The sequence below is a fragment of the Marivita sp. genome (genome assembly GCF_020055635.1).
Taxonomy (GTDB): domain Bacteria; phylum Pseudomonadota; class Alphaproteobacteria; order Rhodobacterales; family Rhodobacteraceae; genus Marivita.
Window position 1 is genome coordinate 14,505 of the sequence record NZ_JAIPUT010000028.1, and the last position, 18,412, is coordinate 32,916.

An 18,412-nucleotide genomic window follows, 5' to 3' on the forward strand; every position below is an offset into this window, starting at 1 on the left:
TCAGGTCTCCTGTGTCAGGGTGCGGTAGATGTCGGGCAGCGCCTTGGTCAGGCGCTCGGGATTGGGCAGCAGCGTAAAGCCGCCCCGGCCAAAGATGCGAGCGAACCAGTCCTGCCCGTCTTCGTCGATGATGATACCATGCAGGCTTTGACCCGCGTTTCGGGCCTCGCGCACGGCCATGTGACTGTCTTCGATGCCGTGCTGGCCTTCGTAATGGTCCAGGTCATTGGGTTTGCCGTCGGTCAACACGATCAGCAGCTTCCGGGCGCTGGGCTGGTCGGCCAGTTGCGTACTGACATGCCGGATGGCCGCGCCGAGGCGGGTATAGTGACCAGGCCGCAACGCGCCGATATTGGCGGTGATGTCGGATGACATCTGGTCCTCGAAAGTCTTGCAGCGGGTCAGGAACACCCTGTCGCGGCGGAGCGAGGAAAACCCCCAGATACCCAGCCGGTCGCCCGCCGCGTCGATGCCACCTGCCAAGGCCGCCATCGCTTCGCGAGCCACCTCGATCACGGAGGTATCGCCGATGGCGGCTTCGGTGGACCGCGACGTGTCGATCAGGAAGGCCACGGACAGGTCCCGTTCGGTCTGGCGCGCCGATTGCCAGATGCGGTCGGACCCGCGCCCGGTTGCCATCAGATCGGCGCGTGCTGTCAGCAGCGCATCCAGATCAAGCTCGGTTCCGTCCACCTGACGTGGTTGCAGCACGCGGCGCGGGCGCAGCGCCTCGAACTGGCGGCGCACCTCGCGCATGCGGCGGTCGTTGGGCACGAAAGGTGGGCCTTCGGGCCGGGCGGGCGCGTCCAGAACGCGGCAATGGCCGTCCATGTAGCTGCGGCTGCGGTGGTTCCATTCGGGATAGGTGTGCTCCCCGGCCAAGGCCTCGTGATCGGCATCCGAGGGCGACAGGTCCAGATGCAGGCGCAGGCGGGTCGCCGCCTTGCGATCCTGCTTCGACAGGGTGATCTCGTCCTGATCGTCTGCCGCCTTCTGAGCGTTCTCGTCATCATCATCGTCGACGCTGCGATTGATGTTCATCGACTCGACCCAGGACAGGATCGATTCGAACCGGTGGATGATGAAGCTGTCCTTTCGGTTGTGCTGGTCCTGATCCTTGCGGTTGCCCAGCTTGCGCGTGGTGTGCGCCGCGTTGGGGGGCGGTGCGGCGGGATCGGCCTGTTCGTCGCCCGCGGCCCTACCCGAACCCGGCAGAGCAAAGCGCAGCCAGATCGGCACGGGGGCAAAGGGCATGTGGGATCTTGCGACCGGATCGACCGTGAGGGTCGGTGCGCTGCCGCCCAACTGGTCGCGGATCGCTGTCTCGAACACCGCCTCCTGCGGCGGGCGGGCGATGTCGGACCGGGCATCGAGGCACAGTTGCGCCATCGCGGCATAGGTGGTGCGCAAGCCCGGACAGGCGGCATAGACCGCATCGGAGGCCGCGACATTGGCGCGGATCTGTGCGCAATCGTGCAGCGGCCCGTCACCGGCAAGATCGCCGGGATCAAAGGCGCTTTTGGCGGCCATTGCGGTGAGCCAGAAATAGGCTGCCCGGTTGAGGGCCGGGTCCGGGAACGCTGCCAGAAACGGTGGCAGGGTCAGCCGTTCGCCGTCAAAGCCCGCAACCCATTCGCGGTCCCGCTCCGCCCCCAGCTTGCGGCGCAGGGGACGGCGATGGCGGGCCAGTGTCGGCGCCGCCTCGGCCAGTTCGACCCCCGCCGCGCCTCCCAGCGCACGGAACAGGACGGCAAGGCTGGGCCGGACCGAGACCAGCGACACGGCAGCGTCAGGGTAGCTGACCTCTGCCCCGATCCGGCTGGCCATATCGTGCCAGAGGTTTCCGACCGTCTCTTCGGGTTCCATCAGATCGAGAAGGTGCATGGCGCTTATCCGTAAATGGTCGAGACCAGGTCGCGCAGCGCCTGCTGCACGTCCGGCTCGTCGCTCAGGGGTTCGATGACAGCGGCCTCGAGTGCCTGATCGACACCCATGGACCCGGCGATCAGCGTGGCCGCGTAGATCAGAAGCCGGGTGGACACGCCCTCTTCCAGATCCATGCCCGACAGGTTCCGGATATGCCCGGCCAGCCGCACCAGCGGCGCCACGCGTCCCGGCTCCAGACGGCTTTCCCGCGACACCACCGCGATCTCGGTTTCCGGATCCGGAAAGTCGAACGAGATCGACAGGAACCGCTGACGGGTCGATGGTTTCAGCCGTTTCAGGACGTTCTGATAGCCGGGGTTGTAGCTTGCAACCAACATGAAGTCCCTTGGGGCCACCAGTTCTTCGCCAGTTCGATCGATCATGAGAGTGCGCCTTGTATCGGTCAGCGGGTGCAGGACGACGGTGACATCCTTGCGGGCCTCGACAACCTCGTCGAGATAGCAGATGCCGCCGTGCCGCACCGCGCGGGTCAGCGGGCCATCGACCCAGACGGTCTCTCCGCCCTTGAGCAGATAGCGCCCGATCAGGTCCGCTGCCGACAGGTCGTCATGGCAGGCGACGGTGTAAAGCGGCTTGCCCAGACGCGCCGCCATATGTTCGACAAAGCGCGTCTTGCCGCAGCCGGTGGGCCCCTTCAGAAGAAGGGGCAAACCGTTGTCATGAGCCGTCTCGAACAGGTCGCATTCGCGGCCGGTGGGTTGGTAGAACGGCAGGGTCGGTGTGACTTGCATATTCATGGCTTATTCTCCGGGAACAGGGTTGGCGGCACCGGGGGTGATGACCTCGGTTCTGCGGACGACCAGGATGGAATAGATGAACAGGATCGCACCGATGACGACGGCCAGTCCGGCGCCCCAGCGCATCAGGTAGAAGATCGACAGGCTGTCCTGCACGTCCATGTAATAGTCGCCGACGACCCGCTGCATGTGGGTCTGGATGGTGCCCGCGAAGGTCAGCACGAAGGTCATGAAGGCCATGCCGCCGGTCATCAGCCAGAAGGACGCCATGTTGAGCACCTGGTTATAGGGTGCACGCTCGCGCAGCATCGGCATCGCATAGGTGAAGATCGCGAGGTTCAGGGCCACGTAAGCGCCGTAGAAGGCAAGGTGCCCGTGTGCTGCGGTGATCTGGGTGCCGTGGCTGTAGAAGTTCACGCCATGCAGCGTGTGCAGGAAGCCCCAGACACCCGCGCCGAAGAAGGCCACCGTGGAGGATCCGAGCGACCACAGGAGCGCCGCCTTGTTCGGGTGGTTCTTGCGGCCCTTCCAGACCATGACGAAGGCAAAGGACATCATCAGGAAGAAAGGGATGACCTCGAAGGTCGAGAAGATGGAGCCGATCCACTGCCAGTAGCCCGGCAAGCCGATCCAGTAGAAGTGGTGCCCGGTGCCGAGAATGCCCGAGAAAAGCGCGGTGGCGACGATGACATAGAGCCATTTTTCGACCACTTCGCGGTCAACGCCGGTCAGCTTGAGCAACAGGAACGCCAGGATCGCGGCCATCACCAGTTCCCAGGTCGCTTCGACCCAGAGGTGCACGACGAACCACCAGTACATCTTGTCGAGCGACAGGTTGTCGGGGTTGATGAAGGCGAACACCCACAAGAGCGACAAAAGCCACAGCCCCATGAGCAACACGTTGGTGATCGCGGTTTTCTTGCCCGCCAGAACGGTCATCGAGATGTTCAGCAGGAAGATCAGCGCAGCAACAAGGATGCCGAACTTGACCCAGAGCGGTTGTTCAAGGAATTCGCGTCCGCCGTGGATACCGACAAGATACGACCCCACAGCGCCCAAAGTGCCCACCACAAGAATGATCAACTGGAGATAGGCCAGCTTGGGCGACCAGATTTCCCGCTCGGATTCTTCGGGGATCAGGAAGAAGGCAGCCCCGAAGAAGCCCAGCAACAGCCAGACGATCAGCGCGTTTGTGTGGATCATGCGGATGATGTGGAACGGCAGGATCTCTGCCAGGAAGTTGGGCGAGACATAGACCCACCCTGCCAGCAGACCGCCCAGCACCTGGATGCCGAACAGCGCCATCGCGGCAAGGAAGTACCAGTACGCCACCTTTTGAGATTGGTATTTCATCTGTCTATTCCTTATCCGGCGTCATTGGGCGGCCAGCCCTGTGTGTCTGTCTGATCGGCCCAGCGTAGGAATTCCGCGAGCCCGCGAATGTCTTCGTCGCTGAGGTTGAATGCCGGCATCTGCCTGCGGCCTTCGATGCCGCTGGGTTGGCTCTCCATCCAGCCTTGCAGGATTTCGAACGCGTCTTCGGGGCTGTCCTGCACACCCCAGCGGGTCATGACATTGCCGACCTCGGGGGCGAAATAGGCGCCTTCGCCGTGCAGACTGTGGCAGTTGATGCAGGAATTCTGCTCCCACACGTGTTTGCCGTGAATGACCTCCTCGCTGAGCGCCATGCCGGCGGTCGAGGTCTGCACCACGTATCGGTGCGAATGGACGGTCATCGCCACGAAGATCACGACAAAGAAGATCGAGCCTCCGTAGAAGATGTTGCGCGCCCGCGATTTCGTTAAGATTTCAGCCATGCTCAGGCCTCCTTGAACTCGGGATGACCTGTTCTAGACGGGGCCTGCGCGGCAAAGTTTGCGCCAGCACAACGTTTGGCGCGATTGCATCTTTAGACATGTCTGGGAAAGGAGCCTGCCATGCGCAATCCCCGTCTGGACGATCCCGACCTGCCGCTTGCGGACCTGATGACCCATTGGCCCAGGACCATCCCCGTCTTCGTGCGCCACAGGATGCTGTGCGTCGGCTGCCTGATCAGCCCGTTCCACACGGTCACCGACGCCTGCGCCGAATACCATCTGGATGAAAACGCGTTTCTCGAGGAGTTGATGCAGGCGACACGCGAGTGAAGCTGGAATGGTCAGGGCGTCGAGAGACACAAGGCCGTTGCGCTGTCGCCGAATGCCTTCTGCGGTTCAGCCGTCTGGAGACGTCTTGAAGCCGTCATAGAGATCGGAATTCACGCTGCTGCCCTTGATCAGGCGTTGCGCAATGAGCCGGATGACGTAGTGACCGAATTCCGGATGCTGACGGTAGAGGCTCATGAAGGTCTTTTCGTCGATCGTAAGTATCGTGCAGTCGGACCTGCATATCGCGGACGTGGTGCGGGCAGCGGAGTCGGTGAAGTACGCCATTTCACCGAACAAGGTGCCGGCGGTCAGAAACTCGCCAAGTTCCGGCAATTCAACCGTGCCGGTATCGACATAGTAAACGCGGTCCGGCGTATCTCCGCGACGGAAGAGGACATCACCATCCGAAAATCGTGTCGGTTTCAGAAAGGGGCGAAGAACGTCCAGGGGGCGCTCGCTCGAACGCGCCTCGTTCATCCTTCTCATGCTGACCAGGATTTCCCAGAGGCGAAACAGGTTCAGAGGAAAGAGGGAAACGTGCAAGGCGAGCATGGGATAGACCGGAACCAACGCCCCATAGGTTATGAAGGCGACGTTCGCTGCAAGTGCAATGCAGCGGAGTGGAAGCATGTTTCGCATCGAATAGGCGCTTAGTGTGAAGATCGCGCCAAGCCATCCGAATATTTCGAGATAATCCATTTCCTGGCCCATGAACGCGCTACTCTTCCCGAAAGTTTGTTTGCATCCGAGAAGCATGCCACGCGAGGCGACAATCGCCCATGGGGTTTATTTGAAGGCGGCTCTTGAGGCCCCGGGCCCAGATATCGCCCGAAACGTCGAAACGGCTCAGACGCCCGCAATGGCAGCCCTGAAACGATCCGTTCACCCCTGGCTGAGCACCACCAGCGCATGTGGGTCGCACACCTTGATCCGCTTGCGCTTGCTTTCAACCAGCCCGCGTTTTTCCCATCCACTCAGAAGACGGCTCACGGTGTGCAGGGTCGTCGCCGTCAGTTCCGACAGGTCTTGACGGGTGATCGGAAAGTCGATCTCGATCCCGCCCTCGACCTTGCGGCCGGTCTGGTTGATCAGGCGCAAGAGCGCGTTGGCGACGCGCTGCTCGACCTGTTGGGTCGCAAGTTCCACAATGCGCGTGTTCATTTCGCCCACCCGGTGGCCCAAGGTCTTGTAGGTCTCGGTGGCAAAGCCGTCATACTCGGCAACGAAGGTGTCCCAAAGCCGCGTTGGCCAGCTGATGACAATGGATTCGGTCGCTGTCATCGCCGTGGCCGGGTAGGTGTCGCGCCCGATCGCCTTTGCGATGCCCAGGAGCTGCCCCGCGGGGATATGCAGCGCGGTGACCTGTTCGCCGGTGGGCGTGATGCGTACGACGCGGACATAGCCGTCCAGCAACATGTAGAATCGTTCGGCCTCGTGGCCTTCCTCGAACACGGCGACCCCGGGCAGGTAACGGCGCGAGGTCGCCTGATCCAGGATCGTGCGGATCTGACGTTTCTCGAGACGCGAGAACGGCGGCAGATGCGTCAGCAGACTCTCATCGAGCCGCGGCAGTGTCTTTCTGGGCGGGAGATCTTCCATGGCGTCCCTCTTGGCACAGATCGAAAGTCGAGACCACGACCGGATCACGCATTCCGCAGATGCAATCGCCCGGAAGTTTGCGCCAGAGCAAATTGCGACGCCGGTGAATGGCTATTCTTCAGGTCAAGCAATCAAGCGATCTGAAAGGACAGACAAATGAACCGCACTTTCGCAACCAGCCTCGCACTCGCAGCCCTGATCGGAACATCCGCTTTCGCGGAAACCTTCGAAGTCCAGATGCTGAACAAGGGATCCGATGGCGAGCGGATGGTATTCGAGCCAGCCTTCATCCAGGCGGCCCCTGGCGACACAGTCAAGTTCGTTGCGGCCGACAGGGGCCACAATGCCGAGGTCAACAAAGGCATGCTGCCCGAGGGCGCCGAGGCGTTCTCCGGCAAGATCAACGAGGAGTTCGAAGTCACGCTGGATGCCGAAGGCGTCTACGGCGTGATCTGCAAGCCGCACTACGCCATGGGCATGGTGATGACCATCGCCGTCGGCGACGTCGACGCACCCGCCGATTTCTTCGAAGGGCGCGTGCCGCCGAAAGCCAAGCAACGGTTCGAAGCGCAGCTTGGACAACTCTGACCGAATTCCGGCGCGCAGGCATGACGCCTGCCGCCACATCAACCCCTGGAGGGAATCATGACCAAATTCATCAACCCCGGACTTGTCAAAACCAGCCGCCGCAACGTGCTGCGGGGATCCGTTCTTGCCGGTGCTGCCGCGATGGCAGGGGCTGGCGCCATGGCCACACCGCGCGCACCGAAGCTGACCGGCATCAATGCCAACTCGGCAAAGCTCTACAAGACCGCGGGGCAGCAGGCCGCCGAAAGCACTGCCAAACCCGCGGACCTTTCAGGCTACACACGTGTGAAGCAGGAATTGGTCGCTCCTCCTTTTGCCCCGGCCCACGAACAGGTGGCAACCGGCGGCCCGAAGATCATCGAGATCACCATGGAAACCACCGAGCGGCTGATGGTGGTCGACGAAGACACCGGTGCCAGCATCTGGGCGCTGACCTACAATGGCTCGGTCCCCGGTCCGCTGATCATCTGCCATGAGGGCGACATGGTCGAACTGACCCTGCGCAATCCGACCGACAGCATGATGGAACACAATATCGATTTCCACGCCTCGACCGGTGCCCTGGGTGGTGGTGGTCTGACCCACGTCTATCCCGGAGAGGAAACCGTGCTGCGCTGGAAGGCAACCAAGCCGGGCTGCTTTACCTATCACTGCGCCCCGGGTGGTGCGATGATCCCGTACCACGTCACTCACGGCATGAACGGTGCTGTCATGGTGCTGCCGCGCGACGGGCTGAAAGACAAGAATGGCAACCCGCTGCGCTATGACAGCATCGCCTATATCGGCGAACAGGATTACTACCTGCCTATCGACGACAACGGAGACTACAAATTCTACGAAACCGCTGGTGACGACTATGCCGACAGTCTTGAGGCGATGCGGACCCTGATCCCGACACATTCGGTCTTCAATGGCGCGGTGGGTGCCCTGACCGGGGAACACGCGCTCAAGGCCAAGGTCGGCGAAACCGTCCTGATGATCCACAACCAGGCCAACCGGGATTCGCGGCCGCACCTGATCGGCGGACATGGCAACTATGTCTGGGAAGCGTCCTTCACAGATGCCCCGATGCAGGACATGGAAACCTGGTTTGTGCGTGGCGGCTGTGCCGTGGCGGCGATGTATACCTTCGAACAGCCGGGCGTGTACGCCTATGTGAACCACAACCTGATCGAGGGTGTGCTGCTGGGCGCGACCGCGCATTTCGTGGTCGAGGGCGAATGGGACAACGACCTGATGGAGCAGGTCGTGGCACCAAGAGCCTTTGCAACCTGACCGCTCCCGCAACTTGAAAGACCTGACCAATGATCGCCGTCGACAGCCTTGCACCTCGTTTCAGAATGTCCCTTCATTTTGTGCCTCTGGGTCTGTTGGCGGCGGTCGCCATCGGGGGCGCGCTCATGCAGCGCGTCCCCGAGCCTGCGTTCATGCCTGTCATGGCGGATCGGCCCGTCATGCTTCCGGATGGCGGGACGATCCATGTCCAGCGGTTCGAAGTGACCATTGCCGAATGGAATACCTGCCACGCGCAGGGCGTCTGCACCCTTGAATTGCACGCACGACCGAACCAGGATCCCGACGCCACTCCGGCCACCGGCCTCAGCTATGTTGACGTGCAGGAATACCTGGGCTGGATCAATTCCGTGACAGGACACACATTCCGTCTGCCGACAGCCGAAGAATGGGACTTCATGGCGGCATCCGTGCTTCCCGAAGAGCCTGATCCCTTGTTCACCGATCCCTCGCTCACCTGGGCTTCGACCTACCTGACCGAAGGGTTGGCACCGCGTGCGCTTAGATCGCAGGGCAGTTTTTCGACCTCGCCCGAAGGCATTGCCGACCTGGACGGTAGCGTGTGGGAATGGACGAAAGAGTGCTATGCCGGTGCGTCCGAGGGCGTCGACCCTGCCCGCTGCCCCGCTTTCTTTGTCGGCGGCGAACACCTCGCCGCCATGTCTTACCTTGTCCGTGATCCGGCCCGCGGTGGTTGTGCCGTTGGGACACCACCCGCGCATCTGGGAATGCGGCTGGTTTCGGATGATGCGCTCTGAACGATTGGCGTCACGCGCGTGAACTTCGCCCTATTGCGCGTTATCCGGATTGGCGGATTGTCCGCGCAATCTCGTCGACCAGGGCTCGTACGGCCGGGCGGGCATTCTCCCAGTCTCTGGCAGTGCGCATCTGGGATAACGAGAGATCCGCAGCCGCAGACCGCGCACCAAGTTCCGGATATCCCAATGTGTCCGCGACACCGGCGATCTTGTGAGCACGCTCGGCAATACCGTCGATCGCCTCTGCCCCCCCCTGCCCGCTGTCCAGGGCACGGCAAAGCGTCGTGATCTGATAGTAACGGTCCGGCAACCGGTCCAGAAACCTCCGCCGGATATCCTCCACCCGACGCCGCATATCCACAAAGCCTTGCCGGGCGGGCTCTGGCACGAGGGATTGTTCCAGGGGCGACCTAGAAAGCATACCGCGCGTCCTTCACCTCGTTCTCTTTTGCAGAGCGGATCGCTTCATTGATCAGACGCGTCGGATTGGTGATGTTGGTTGCCCGACACGACACAACGGTTCCAACGGAAACGACCGGCAGGCGAACTTCCATGTCGTCGTACAGTCGCTGAAATTCGGTCATGAAGCCCAGCAACGTGTCGCCAAGGGCCAGGCATTCACGCTCGCGTTGCTTGGGCAGAAGGCAGACGAATTCACCGCCGCCCTTGTATGCAATCATCTTGGCCGAGAACGGAAGGCAATCCGAAATGCAGGTGGCGACATCCAGCATCGCCTCGGCGAAGACGGCGCCTCCTTCCAGATCATAGATTTCCCGCGCGTTCGAGACGTGCACGCCGACGGCGATGACCGACAGGGCCCGAAAGATGCCAAGCGCATTGAGGTAGTTCTCCATCGCCAGGACGTCGATGCCGCCGTCGATGCGCTTCATTGGAATGCTGTCGTAAAATCCGATGGAATGAGAAGCCGAACCCGATCCACCGACCGTTTGATTGCTCAGGTCCGCGCGAAGCCGCTCCTTGATCAGAAGCTGAACCATTCCAAGGCGGCTTCTGATTTCCACCTCGTCAATCGGCTTGGTCAGATAGTCGGTCGCGCCAGCCGCGAAGGCGTCGTCGATGTACCGCTTCTCGGCCATTGCCGTATTCATCACGATTGGCACTTCGGCGTAGTCCGGGTGCGCACGAATGATCTTGCACAGATCGATCCCGCTCATCTCGGGCATTTTGATATCGAGGATCAGGCACTCGAAGCCAAATTGGCTGTCTTCAATCAGATCTATGGCCCGCTGCCCGGAAAGGGCTGTGGTCACGTCGGTGTAACCCATCCCATCCAATGCGTTTACGAAAAGCGCCAAGAAGTCCGGATCGTCATCGACAGCCAAAATTCGCATGGTTCGCCCCTATATTGCTGCTAGTTCTCCCAGTATCTTAACGGTTGAACCCAAAAGATGGCATGAACGTGGCCGGTTTTTGAAGAATTGCGAACAGGCCTCGGATGACCGGGACGTCAGATCGCCTGAAGCCTGGCGGCCTTTCTGGTGGCCCAGATGGTGCGGATCTGCTCACCCAGGGACATCGGATCGAAGGGTTTCGTGATCACGTCGAGGGCGCCGCTGTCCAAAAGCTCCTTCGAGGCCGTGTCTTCCGCCTTTGCGGTCATGAAGATGGTGGCAATATCACCGTGCCTCGGGTCCGATTTGACGATCTCCGACATTTGAAGCCCGGTCATTCCGGGCATCATCACATCCAGGAGGAGAAGTTGCGGCGAAAGGGTCTTCAAGCCCTCCAGTGCATCCGGCCCCGAGCTGAACTGGTGGAGTTCGAAGTTGTCGACGAGCTCCAAGGCCATCCGCGCGATTTCAAGGATATCCTCGTCATCGTCGACATGCAGTATTGTTCTGAGCTCAGACATTCCCGATTCCATTCTTCAAAGATTAGGCAACAGCCGGCACATCCATGACCCTAGCGTCCCGACTTGATTTTTCGAGTTCGAAGTAGAACGTCGTTCCTTTTCCGACCTCGGTTTCAAAAGAGATGATGCCGCCGTGCTGCCGGATGATTTCACGGCAGATGGTCAGGCCCAGCCCAGTGCTTGCGAACTTCTTGTTCTTCAGACCTTCCACCTGAATGAAGCTGTCGAACAGCGTGTCTCGTGCGTGTTCCGGAACGCCCGGACCGTTATCCGCGACACTCACCCGCCAGAAGTCTTCGCAATCGCAGAGCTTTAGCGTAACGGCTTCCCCCTCTGGGGAAAGCTTTGCAGCATTTGACATCAAATTCGACATGACCTGCATCAATCTGTTCGGATCGGCATTGACGAATGCTGGCTCGTCGGCCGAAAGGACTACGAATTTCACATTGCACTCTGCGGCAAAGGGAGCGTTCGATTCAGCGGCTTCACTCAGAATGTCGCGAAGATCGACAGCTTGTGTATCGATCGACAGGTCACCGTTTTGCAGTTTTTCGAGTGTGAGGATATCGTTCACGATCGCCAGAAGTCGATCGGAATTGCGATGCGCCACGTTCACCAACTTGGCAACGTTCGGCTCCATATCGCCCATGACGCCCGAGTCGAGCAGGCGCAATGCCCCCTTGATAGAGGTCAGCGGGGTGCGCAATTCGTGGCTTACGGTCGACACCGAACTTAACTTGAGGTCCTCGGCCTGCTTCCGCTCGGTGATGTCCCGCATGACGGAAATGAGACTGCGCTTGCCGTCCATGTCTTCGACAACATGCGTCAGCACCTCTACCGGGCCGAATTCGTCCTCGGTTTCGAATACGTTCTGTGTTCTTTCGCCCTTCAGAAGGGGACCGAGGTTGCGATAGAGACTGGAAAGCTGCGACTCGGAAAACAGGTTTGTGATCGACCGTGAATCCAGATTGTCGGCGGACCAGCCGGTGCGGCGACGAAAGACCTTGTTGGCATAGGTGATCTCGAAGGACGACGGATCATAGATGCACACCCCGTCCGGAAGAACTTCGACAACATCGTTCCGGCCCTTTTCGGCACTTTGCGCCATGGCGCTCGACACGTCCGTGATGACGGAAACCAGCTCTGACACGGCACCGGTCTGCTCGATCTTCGGAAACACGGTTATCTGAGCGGTGATGAAACAGCCCGACTGGCTCCGAAGCTTGTGGAACCCCGACCAGACATTGCCATCCAATACGTGTTTGCGAACCTGGAACATCGTCTGTTTGGCCTCGTCGTCAAAGGCCAGGACGGTTGTCGCCACGCCAATGATTTCATCCGCCTGATAGCCGAATGTCTCTGTAAACTTCTGGTTTACGGAATTGATCCTGCCGCGCGCGTCGGTCGCCATGACGATCGTGTGTTGGTTCAGGGCTTTCTCGTGGACCTCGACCGAGCGTTGGTTCACTGCGATGCGTTGAGCAACCCTGCGGGTCCGGGCGATGTTCAGAACGCTGGCCACGGCAGCCGAGGCCAGCAGGAACATTGCCGTCGTCTTTGTCCAGGCGTCACCCAGATTCGCGGAGTGCACGAGGCTGACCACCCCTGCGGAAAGGCCGAGCACGACCAGGAAACGAAAGCCAAGGTCCGCCAGCATATTCGGTATCGGAAAATCGTTTAAATACTTGGGCATGACTCGTCTGGAACACTCATGTTGATCGGAGAACTCTGAATGGTTCATTGTGTTTGATCTCGACAACTTCGCCCAAGAATTCGGCACCAATGCGGCACCAAAGCAGTCAAAAAAGGAAAAATTTCGGAGATGGTCAGGTCACGCGGCTTCGGTTTCTGCCTGCGCGTGTGACAGTTCAAGGCGGAAAACGCTGCCTTTACCCTCGATGCTCTGCACGGTCACTCTACCGCCATGCAGCACCGCAAGTTCGCTGGAAATCGGCAAGCCCAAACCGACACCGCCATTATCCCGCGTGTTGGAGGCATCCAGTTGTGCGAACCGGTCGAAAATCCTGTCAAGATCGGCCGCGGCAATGCCTCGGCCGGAGTCCCGAACCTCTACCCATGCCTTTGAACCATCTTTGCCCAAGTGAACCGATATCTCTCCGCGATCCGTGAACTTGATGGCGTTGACAATCAGATTCGATGCGATCTGCTTCAGGCGCAAGGGATCGGCGAAAACCTTGCCAGCGTCGCCAGACACGGTCAGTTCAAGACCTTTCTTGTCGGCGAATGGCCGCATTTCCGCGGCAACTTCGTCGCACAGCTTTCTCAGATTCACCACTTCGCGCTTCAGGCGAAGCGTGCCTTCTTCAATGGCGGCAAGATCGAGAATTCCGCCGATCAGGCCCATCAGTTGCTGGCCCGAGACGTCGATCTGCATGGCGAAACGATCGATGTCAGCTTGGTAAGCGTCCAATGCCTGCGAAAGCGCCACGTTGCTTTCTGCATCAACGGTTTTCGCAAGAGCCATGTAGGTTGGGAGTGTTTCTGGCTTGCGCAAGAACGCATTGTACCCAAGCACCACCGTCAACGGCGTCCGCAATTCGTGGCTGATTGTGTTCAGGAATTCGGTTTTCGCCGCGCTCGCCTTTTCGGCCTTTGCGAGGGCAGCCTTCAGCTCCGTGATATCGACCCGAAACCCGACCGTGTTCCCCGACGGCGTCCGACGTTCGACAACGCGCAGCCATCGACCGTCGTTCAATCCTTGTTCCATTGGACGACCGGCCGTGCGATGCAATTCTAGCCGCTTCGAGAGCCATGCCTCTTCATCGCCCAAGGCGGCATTGAACTGTCCTCGGGCCAGTCCGTAACGGACGATGTCCTCAAAGCGGCGGCCGGGGATCATGGCATCGGCCGATGCCGGGTACATTTCCTTGTAGCGGTTGTTGCACAGGATAAGACGGTCATCGCAATCGTACAGTGCGAAACCATCGTCCAGGGCTTCAATCGCCTCCATGAGCTGGGTCTCGGCGCGGACACTTCTTGCAAACAGCCAGTCGAAGGACCGCTTTACCAATATGGCCACAATGGCCGCCAGGGCGACAAGCCCCCACAGCAGGTTGAAGTTCGGAGGCGTTTTCGGCCAACCGCCCCGAGGAACCGAAGACACCGTCCAGCTTACACCGGGGGCCGTAACCCGCGTCAGCACCGGGTCGCCTTCGATCACCTCGGATTGGCCATAAAGACTCTCACCCCGTTCCGTCTCGATGACGATATCAAGACCATGCGACATATGCAGATCTTCGACGGCGCTGAAGAACCGGTTCTTGTCGATCACCAACGACACCACGCCCCAGACACCCTGCGACGCTCCGGTGCCCGACGGATACATGACCGGGCTGCGCGTGATGAACCCTTGCCCACCCTGAACCAGTTCGAACGGGCCATCGACCAGTGTTTCGCCGAGAAGCATCGCCTGATCGACGCCTCCCATGAAGTCGGACCGGTCCCGAAGGTCTAGCCCCATCACCGCCTGGTTTTGCTCGAGCGGAAAAACATACTTGAATACGAGGTCCGGTGCCGCTGCGACATTGATGATGTCCTCCGCCTCCTGAACCATCTTTTTTGCGATCTGGGCGAACCGGTCGGCGGGAAGGTCCGGCTCCGCTTCGAAGACCGCTGCAATGCCTTTGGTGATCAGAACCTTTTCGTTCAGGGATTTCGTGATTTCCGACGCAATGGACGCGCTGATCTGCGTAACCTGCAAGCGTTGCTCGGCAAGGTAGCGCTGACCGTTCACGATGGTGATGCCCACGCCGGCGATGACCGAAACGGCGATGATCAGGAAATATCCCGAGATGGATCGAAGCATTCTGCCACGCCTGCCTTGCGAGAGTGTCACGCTGTCGCCACGTTCTGCCCGATGGCCCGTGGAGAGTCAGCAATTGGGCCAGCGGCCCGCGTATATGAAGATCCTGGCGCCAAAAATCGCTGCTGTTGCGTAAATGGCACAGTTCGAAGCCGCTGCGATGTCCGGGGCGCACCATGACGCCAAGACCTGTCCGTCATATTTTGTGCCGGGATACGAGGAAAGCTTTTTGTCTGCAAAGAATAATGGAATGCGGATACAAAGGGTATCTAAAATGCAACTACAGGCTGTTCACTGGTCGTAGTGTCTTGAAGCCGCCGAAATCACGCCTGCGACCACTCATCAAGCGCCTCGACGACGCTGCTTCCGATGCCCTTGTCCTGAACAGCCGCAAGCGGACACGGCTGGGCGAGGCGGCCTTCCATGTCGCCGACCTGAAACATGTCGGGGCGGTCGAGACGCTCAAGCTCGTCCCAAGTGACGGGGACCGCGACCGCGGCGCTGGAGCGGGCGCGCAGGGAATAAGGGGCAACGGCGGTGGCGCCGCGCTCGTTACGAAGCCAATCGACGAAAACCCGGCCCTTGCGCTTGGCCTTGGACATGGTCGCGGTATAGCGATCCGGGTGACGATCGGCGAGAATGGTCGCAAAGGTTCTGGCGAAAAATTTCACGGTATCCCATTCGGTGATCCGCCGCAGCGGAACGATGACGTGCACGCCCTTGCCACCGGTCACCATCGGGGCGCTTTCGAGTCCGCAGACCGACAGCCCGTCGCGCACCTCGACAGCAGCGCGTTTCACGTCTTCGAAGTCCAGCCCCTCATCCGGGTCCAGGTCGAACACCATGCGGTCCGGCCGCTCGATCCGGTCGCGCGCAGCCCCCCAGATATGGAACTCTAGGGTCCCCATCTGCGCCGCCCCGATCAGGCCTTTCGGGGTCGAGACATACATGTATTCTTCTGCGCCACCGTCTTTTTCCTCGATCGGCAGGGACTTGACCCCGTCCGGAAATCCCTTTCCCGCATGCTTCTGGAAGAAGCAATCGCCCGATATGCCATCCGGGCAGCGCAGCAGGGACACAGGCCGTTCCGCCGTATATGTCAGCATGCGTTCGGCGACACGCTCATAATGCCGGGCGACATCGCCCTTGGTCAGCCCGGTCTCGGGAATGACGACGCGGCCGGTGCTGGACACCCTCACTCCAGAGATCGTCTGGTCCCCACCATCCGTTTCAGCTTCTGCGGTCGCACTCACGTCCTGCGCCTCCTTGTCTTCGCGAAGGCCTTTGTAGACGCCGTGCCGAATGCGGCCCTCGCTGGTGAACTCGGCATATTCGACCTCGGCCACGATCCGGGGCGACAGCCAGTGTGCCCCTTTGGTTTCCGATGGCAGATCGCCCTGAAATGGCGCGGTCTTGCGCGAAAGCGATTTGAAGTGCCCGCCCAAGTCCCTGAAATCGTCCTCGTCAAATCCCGTGCCGACCCGACCCCGGTAAACCAATTCGCCACCCTCGAAACTTCCAAGTAGCAACGAAGAGAACGGGCGCCCACGCTTGTCCGACGGAGACCATCCGCCGATCACGAATTCCGCCCGCCGCACGCATTTGGACTTGATCCAGGATCGGCTGCGGCTGCCGCGATAGGGCGCATCGCGGCGCTTGGAGACGATGCCTTCTCCACCTGCCTCGCACATGGCTTCAAGCGCCGCATCGCCGTCGCCCTCAATAACGGGACTCAGGCGAAGCGGACCCCGGGGCGGCACACTGTCAAAGAGGCTTTCCAATTCCGCACGCCGGTCTGACAGCGCATCGTCCGTCAGATCCCGACCGTCCAGATGCAGGCAATCGAAGGCGTAAAAGGTCAGTGGGTCGCCGGATTTCAGGGCGGTTTGCAAGGCCGAGAAATCGCCTCCGGCCCCGCCCGCGATCACCTCGCCGTCGATCAACGCGGCGTCGCACTCCAGGGCAGCAGCATGTTCGCAAAGCGCGCCAAAGCGGTCCGACCAGTCTTTTCCGTTTCGGGTGTAAAGCCGAACCCCACCCTTGCCGACGGCCATCAGACACCGATAGCCGTCGAACTTCGCCTCGTGTTGCCAGCCGTCGCCTCTTGGCGGGGCATCCTGAAGCGTCGCAAGCTGAACCTTTCGGAAGCGGGGAAGCGGCTTGTCGTGCCTTGCAGGCTTTGCCGCGCGCTTGTCCGACGCGATGGCACGCATTGATCGGCCCGTAGTGACGCTGGTCTTGTGCTTGTTGGTCAGGGCATCCGCGCTCCGCCCGGCAAAGTCGTCACGTTCCTTGATCAGCAGCCAGTTTTCCCGCTTTTCGGTCTTCCGCCCGCGCATCCGGACCAGAGCCCACCCACCCTTCATGCGCGCGCCATGCAGGCGGATACGAAGCTTGCCCTTGGCCAGCCCGTCTTCGGGATCGTCCAGAGGCTCCCACCAGCCAGCATCCCAAAGCATGACGGTGCCGCCGCCATACTGATCCTTGGGAATGGTTCCTTCGAAGTCACCGTAGGCGACGGGGTGATCCTCGGTCCTCACGGCAAGGCGTTTTTCGGACGGATCGGTCGAGGGCCCCTTGGTGACCGCCCAGGACAGCAGAACGCCCTCCCATTCCAGCCGAAAATCATAATGCAACCGGCTTGCATCATGCTTCTGCACCACGAAGGAAAGACGGTCGCCCCCGGCATCGACCAGCTCGGCGCGCGGTTCAGGCGTGACATCGAAGTCGCGCTTCTGACGATATGCGTCGAGCGTACTCACGAAGCTTTCTTCCGCGACCTGCCGGGGCTGGATTTACGCCCATTGCCGCTCTTGCTGGTCTTGAGGCTTTTCTTGAGCGCATCCATCAGGTCGACCACGTTCTCTGCCTCGCCTCCGCCCCGGTCGTCCGAAGCCTTGGCGCGCGGTGTCTTCTTGGATTTCATCTTTCGGTCGATCAGGTCCCGAAGCGCCGTCGCATAATTGTCCTCGAAGGCAGACGCATCGAAGGGCGCGGTTTTCTTTTCGATCAGCTGGGTTGCAACCCCCAGCAACTCCTCGTCGGAGGCTTCATCTTCGATCCCGGAAAACAGCGGATCAGCACTCCGAATGTCCTTTTCGTAATGCAGCGTTTCCATCAGAAGCCCGTCGCCACAGGGCCGAACCGCACAGAGATACTCCTTGCCGCGCATGGTCAGCTGGCCAAGCCCTGCCTTTCCGGTCTGGCGCAACGCGTCGCGCACCACGCGATAGGCGTCCTCGGCCAATTCGTCGGTCGGCACGACATAGTAGGGACGGTCAAACCAGATCGGCGCGATTTCCGTCGCCTCGACGAACTGGACGAGCTCGAATGTCTTCTTCGTCTCCAGCTTGATCGCGTCGATCTCGTCCTTTTCCAGCAGGATATACTCGTCACCATCGGTCGCGTAGCCCTTCAGGATGTCATCGCTTTCGACGGGTCCGACCCCTTGCACCACCTTCTGGTAGTGAACGGGTTTGCCCGAAGGCCGGTGAATCTGGCGAAACGACACGCGCGCCCCCGAATTGCGGGCAGAGTGGATTTCGATCGGGATCGACACCAGGGAAAGCCTCAACTGCCCTTTCCAGATTGCCCGCGATGCCATGATAGAACGCCCCTTTCCGGTTGCGGCGCGGTTCCACACCACA

General features: G+C 60.4%; 18 protein-coding genes. 5 read left to right on the forward strand and 13 right to left on the reverse strand.

Features of this window, described 5'->3' with window-relative positions:
• Genes LCF60_RS13880 through LCF60_RS13895 form a run of 4 tightly spaced genes read right to left on the reverse strand, consistent with a single transcriptional unit; the run spans position 1 to position 4,501 of the window.
• Positions 1-1,884, reverse strand: coding sequence for a VWA domain-containing protein (locus LCF60_RS13880; RefSeq protein WP_292292548.1), 1,884 nt, complete (start codon positions 1,882-1,884; stop codon positions 1-3).
• A 5-nt stretch (positions 1,885-1,889) separates the two neighbouring features.
• Positions 1,890-2,684 (reverse strand): CbbQ/NirQ/NorQ/GpvN family protein, encoded by a 795-nt coding sequence (locus tag LCF60_RS13885; protein WP_292292549.1) that lies wholly within the window; start codon positions 2,682-2,684, stop codon positions 1,890-1,892.
• 3 nt (positions 2,685-2,687) lie between these two features.
• A complete protein-coding gene (locus tag LCF60_RS13890) occupies positions 2,688-4,037 on the reverse strand; it encodes a cbb3-type cytochrome c oxidase subunit I (RefSeq protein WP_292292550.1) in 1,350 nt (449 codons plus the stop codon).
• Between the two features lie 11 nt (positions 4,038-4,048).
• On the reverse strand, positions 4,049-4,501 hold the full coding sequence (locus LCF60_RS13895) for a cytochrome c (RefSeq protein WP_292292551.1): 453 nt from the start codon (positions 4,499-4,501) through the stop codon (positions 4,049-4,051).
• A gap of 120 nt (positions 4,502-4,621) precedes the next feature.
• Between LCF60_RS13895 and LCF60_RS13900 the strand changes: the two genes are divergently transcribed.
• Positions 4,622-4,831: a DUF1858 domain-containing protein gene (locus tag LCF60_RS13900; RefSeq protein ID WP_292292552.1), complete on the forward strand. Its 210-nt coding sequence runs from the start codon at positions 4,622-4,624 to the stop codon at positions 4,829-4,831.
• 66 nt (positions 4,832-4,897) lie between these two features.
• On the opposite strand, the gene LCF60_RS13905 is transcribed toward LCF60_RS13900, so the two are convergent.
• Positions 4,898-5,542, reverse strand: coding sequence for a cyclic nucleotide-binding domain-containing protein (locus LCF60_RS13905; protein ID WP_292292553.1), 645 nt, complete (start codon positions 5,540-5,542; stop codon positions 4,898-4,900).
• Positions 5,543-5,713: 171 nt separating this feature from the next.
• Positions 5,714-6,430 carry a Crp/Fnr family transcriptional regulator gene (locus LCF60_RS13910; protein ID WP_292292554.1) on the reverse strand — a complete coding sequence of 239 codons (717 nt, stop codon included), beginning with the start codon at positions 6,428-6,430 and terminating at the stop codon, positions 5,714-5,716.
• Between LCF60_RS13910 and LCF60_RS13915 the strand changes: the two genes are divergently transcribed.
• The 4 genes from LCF60_RS13915 to LCF60_RS13930 all read left to right on the forward strand — a co-directional run bounded on the left by LCF60_RS13915 (position 6,429) and on the right by LCF60_RS13930 (position 9,069).
• Entirely contained in the window at positions 6,429-6,590 is a 162-nt protein-coding gene (locus LCF60_RS13915; RefSeq protein ID WP_292292555.1) for a hypothetical protein, read from the forward strand. The two genes, LCF60_RS13910 and LCF60_RS13915, sit on opposite strands and share 2 nt — an antisense overlap.
• A complete protein-coding gene (locus LCF60_RS13920) occupies positions 6,587-7,018 on the forward strand; it encodes a pseudoazurin (protein WP_292292557.1) in 432 nt (143 codons plus the stop codon). The genes LCF60_RS13915 and LCF60_RS13920 overlap by 4 nt, the downstream gene beginning before the upstream one ends.
• A 57-nt stretch (positions 7,019-7,075) precedes the next feature.
• The gene (gene nirK / locus LCF60_RS13925) at positions 7,076-8,293 is read left to right on the forward strand and encodes a copper-containing nitrite reductase (RefSeq protein WP_292292558.1); all 1,218 of its coding nucleotides are present in this window, start codon (positions 7,076-7,078) and stop codon (positions 8,291-8,293) included.
• Between the two features lie 65 nt (positions 8,294-8,358).
• Positions 8,359-9,069, forward strand: coding sequence for an SUMF1/EgtB/PvdO family nonheme iron enzyme (locus tag LCF60_RS13930; protein ID WP_292292559.1), 711 nt, complete (start codon positions 8,359-8,361; stop codon positions 9,067-9,069).
• A gap of 40 nt (positions 9,070-9,109) precedes the next feature.
• Here the strand turns inward: LCF60_RS13930 and LCF60_RS13935 are convergent, their stop codons facing one another.
• The 7 genes from LCF60_RS13935 to LCF60_RS13965 all read right to left on the reverse strand — a co-directional run bounded on the left by LCF60_RS13935 (position 9,110) and on the right by LCF60_RS13965 (position 18,369).
• Positions 9,110-9,457, reverse strand: coding sequence for an Hpt domain-containing protein (locus LCF60_RS13935; RefSeq protein ID WP_292292561.1), 348 nt, complete (start codon positions 9,455-9,457; stop codon positions 9,110-9,112).
• Between the two features lie 22 nt (positions 9,458-9,479).
• Positions 9,480-10,412 (reverse strand): response regulator, encoded by a 933-nt coding sequence (locus LCF60_RS13940; protein WP_292292563.1) that lies wholly within the window; start codon positions 10,410-10,412, stop codon positions 9,480-9,482.
• 125 nt (positions 10,413-10,537) lie between these two features.
• Positions 10,538-10,942: a response regulator gene (locus tag LCF60_RS13945; RefSeq protein ID WP_292292564.1), complete on the reverse strand. Its 405-nt coding sequence runs from the start codon at positions 10,940-10,942 to the stop codon at positions 10,538-10,540.
• A gap of 22 nt (positions 10,943-10,964) precedes the next feature.
• Positions 10,965-12,683: an ATP-binding protein gene (locus tag LCF60_RS13950; RefSeq protein WP_292292565.1), complete on the reverse strand. Its 1,719-nt coding sequence runs from the start codon at positions 12,681-12,683 to the stop codon at positions 10,965-10,967.
• 90 nt (positions 12,684-12,773) lie between these two features.
• Positions 12,774-14,768: an ATP-binding protein gene (locus LCF60_RS13955; RefSeq protein WP_292292566.1), complete on the reverse strand. Its 1,995-nt coding sequence runs from the start codon at positions 14,766-14,768 to the stop codon at positions 12,774-12,776.
• Between the two features lie 320 nt (positions 14,769-15,088).
• A complete protein-coding gene (gene ligD / locus LCF60_RS13960; RefSeq protein WP_292292568.1) occupies positions 15,089-17,527 on the reverse strand; it encodes a DNA ligase D in 2,439 nt (812 codons plus the stop codon).
• Entirely contained in the window at positions 17,524-18,369 is an 846-nt protein-coding gene (locus tag LCF60_RS13965; protein ID WP_292292569.1) for a Ku protein, read from the reverse strand. The genes ligD and LCF60_RS13965 overlap by 4 nt, the downstream gene beginning before the upstream one ends.
• Between the last annotated feature and the right edge of the window lie 43 nt (positions 18,370-18,412).